This window comes from Kitasatospora sp. MY 5-36 (assembly GCF_001182915.1).
In the GTDB taxonomy this organism is placed as follows: domain Bacteria; phylum Actinomycetota; class Actinomycetes; order Streptomycetales; family Streptomycetaceae; genus Kitasatospora.
In genome coordinates this window covers 1-2,149 of sequence record NZ_LFVW01001062.1, presented here as the reverse complement: position 1 = coordinate 2,149, position 2,149 = coordinate 1, and the positions used below count along the sequence as shown (strand labels likewise).

Genomic DNA, 2,149 nt, shown 5'->3' with positions numbered 1-2,149 from the left:
CCCCACCCGGCCGCCCCACCGGCCGGTCCGGGCCGGTCCGCCCTCCCCGCCCCGCCGCGCCCACGCCCGGCGGGGCGGCGCCGTTCCCACCTACCGCTCAGCCGCCGGCCGTGCCCGTCACCCCTGCCCCGTCCACCGTGATTAGGGCCCGTATAGGGGGTCGGTTAGGGGCGGCCCGGAGCCCCCGCCGCACGAGACTGTGACCGGCGGGAATTCGCGTACGGCCGCCCGGGAAAGGCCGCCCGGCAATTGCGCCGGCCCCGTACCGCGACATTCCGGCCCGGAAATGCCACCCCATTCCGCCGCCGCCCACCCCCGGTGCCGGGCGGAAATCGAATGCCCCCGCCCGAGGCCCGAACCGGGCCGACCGGAACAGACCCCGAACCGACCCCGAACCGACCCCGAACCAGCCCTGAACCGACCGAAGGAAGTGACGGCATGTTGCGCACCGAGCTGATCCGGCCGCTGCCCGAACTGCTGGCCGAGCACGCCCGCGACAGCTCGGACAAGACCGCGTTCCGCGACGCCGTCCGCGGCGTGACCTACGGCGAGCTCCACGCCCGCACCGGCCGGATCGCCGGCCACCTCGCCGACCTGCGCCTCCAGCCCGGCGACCGGGCCGCGATCCTGCTCGGCAACAGCGTCGAGGTGGTGGAGGCCTACTTCGGCATCCTGCGCGCCGGCGCCATCGGCGTCCCGCTCAACCCGCACGCCACCGAGGCCGAGCTCACCCACCTGCTGGACGACAGCGGCGCCCGCGTCGTCATCACCGACGCCGCCCGCGCCGCCGGCCTGGACGCCCTCGCCCGCGGCCGGGCCGACCTGCGGGTGATCGTCACCGGCGAGGGCCCCGTCCCGGCCGGCACCCTCTCCTTCGAGACCCTGGCCGGCACCGACCCCGCCACCCCGGCGCGCGACGACCTCGGCCTCGACGACCCCGCCTGGATGCTCTACACCTCCGGCACCACCGGCCGGCCCAAGGGCGTGCTGTCCACCCAGCGCAACTGCCTCTGGTCGGTCGCCGCCTGCTACGTGCCGGTGCCCGGCCTGAGCGCCGAGGACCGGGTGGTCTGGCCGCTGCCGCTGTTCCACAGCCTCTCCCACATCGCCTGCGTGCTGAGCGTCACCGCCGTCGGCGCCACCGCCCGCATCCTCGACGGCTTCGCCGCGCGGGACGTCCTGGAGGCCGTCCGCGAGGAGTCCGCGACCTTCCTGGCCGGCGTGCCCACCATGTACCAGCAGCTGGTGCGCGCCGCCCGGGAGGACGGCTTCACCGCGCCGGCCCTGCGGATGTGCCTGGTCGGCGGCGCCATGACCACCGCCGCGCTGCGGCGCTCCTTCGAGGAGGCGTTCGGTGCGCCGCTCATCGACGCCTACGGCTCCACCGAGACCTGCGGCTCGATCACCGTCAACTGGCCCACCGGCGCCCGCGTCGAGGGCTCCTGCGGCCTGCCCGTCCCCGGCCTGGGCGTGCGCCTGGTCGACGTCGAGACCGGCCTGGACGCCGCCGACGGCGAGGAGGGCGAGGTCTGGGTGCGCGGCCCGAGCGTGATGCTCGGCTACCACAACCAGCCCGAGGCCACCGAGCAGGCGCTGCGCGGCGGTTGGTACCACACCGGCGACCTCGCCCGGCGGGACGGCTCCGGCTACTTCACCATCACCGGCCGGATCAAGGAACTCATCATCCGCGGCGGCGAGAACATCCACCCGGCCGAGGTCGAGGAGGTGCTGCGCGGCGTGCCCGGCGTCGCGGACGTCGCCGTCGTCGGCAAGCCCCACGAGGTGCTCGGCGAGGTGCCGGTGGCCTTCCTGGTGCCCGGCCCCGGCGGCCTCGACCCGGAGGCCCTGCTGGCCGCCTGCCGGGAACGGCTCTCCTACTTCAAGGTCCCCGAGGAGCTGTACGAGACGGAGCGCATCCCGCGCACCGCCTCCGGCAAGATCACCCGGCACGTGCTGCTGGACGCGCCCGCCCGGCTGCGGGCCGCCGGCGGCAGCCACTACGAGCACCTGTTCCGCGTCGACTGGCTGCCGCTCTCCTCCGTCCCCGGCGCCCGCTCCGCCGCCGGCACCTGGGCGGTGCTCGGCGCCGATGCCTTCGGCCTCGCCGACGCCCTCGGCGCAGCCGCCCACCCCGACCCGGCCGCGCTGG

The 2,149-nt window shown here is 75.9% G+C and carries 1 protein-coding gene; it reads left to right on the top strand.

The window, feature by feature from the left end:
- Window positions 1–438: 438 nt before the first annotated feature.
- On the top strand, window positions 439–2,149 hold a 1,711-nt coding region (locus tag AE652_RS40080; RefSeq protein ID WP_049660641.1), incomplete at its 3' end, for a class I adenylate-forming enzyme family protein.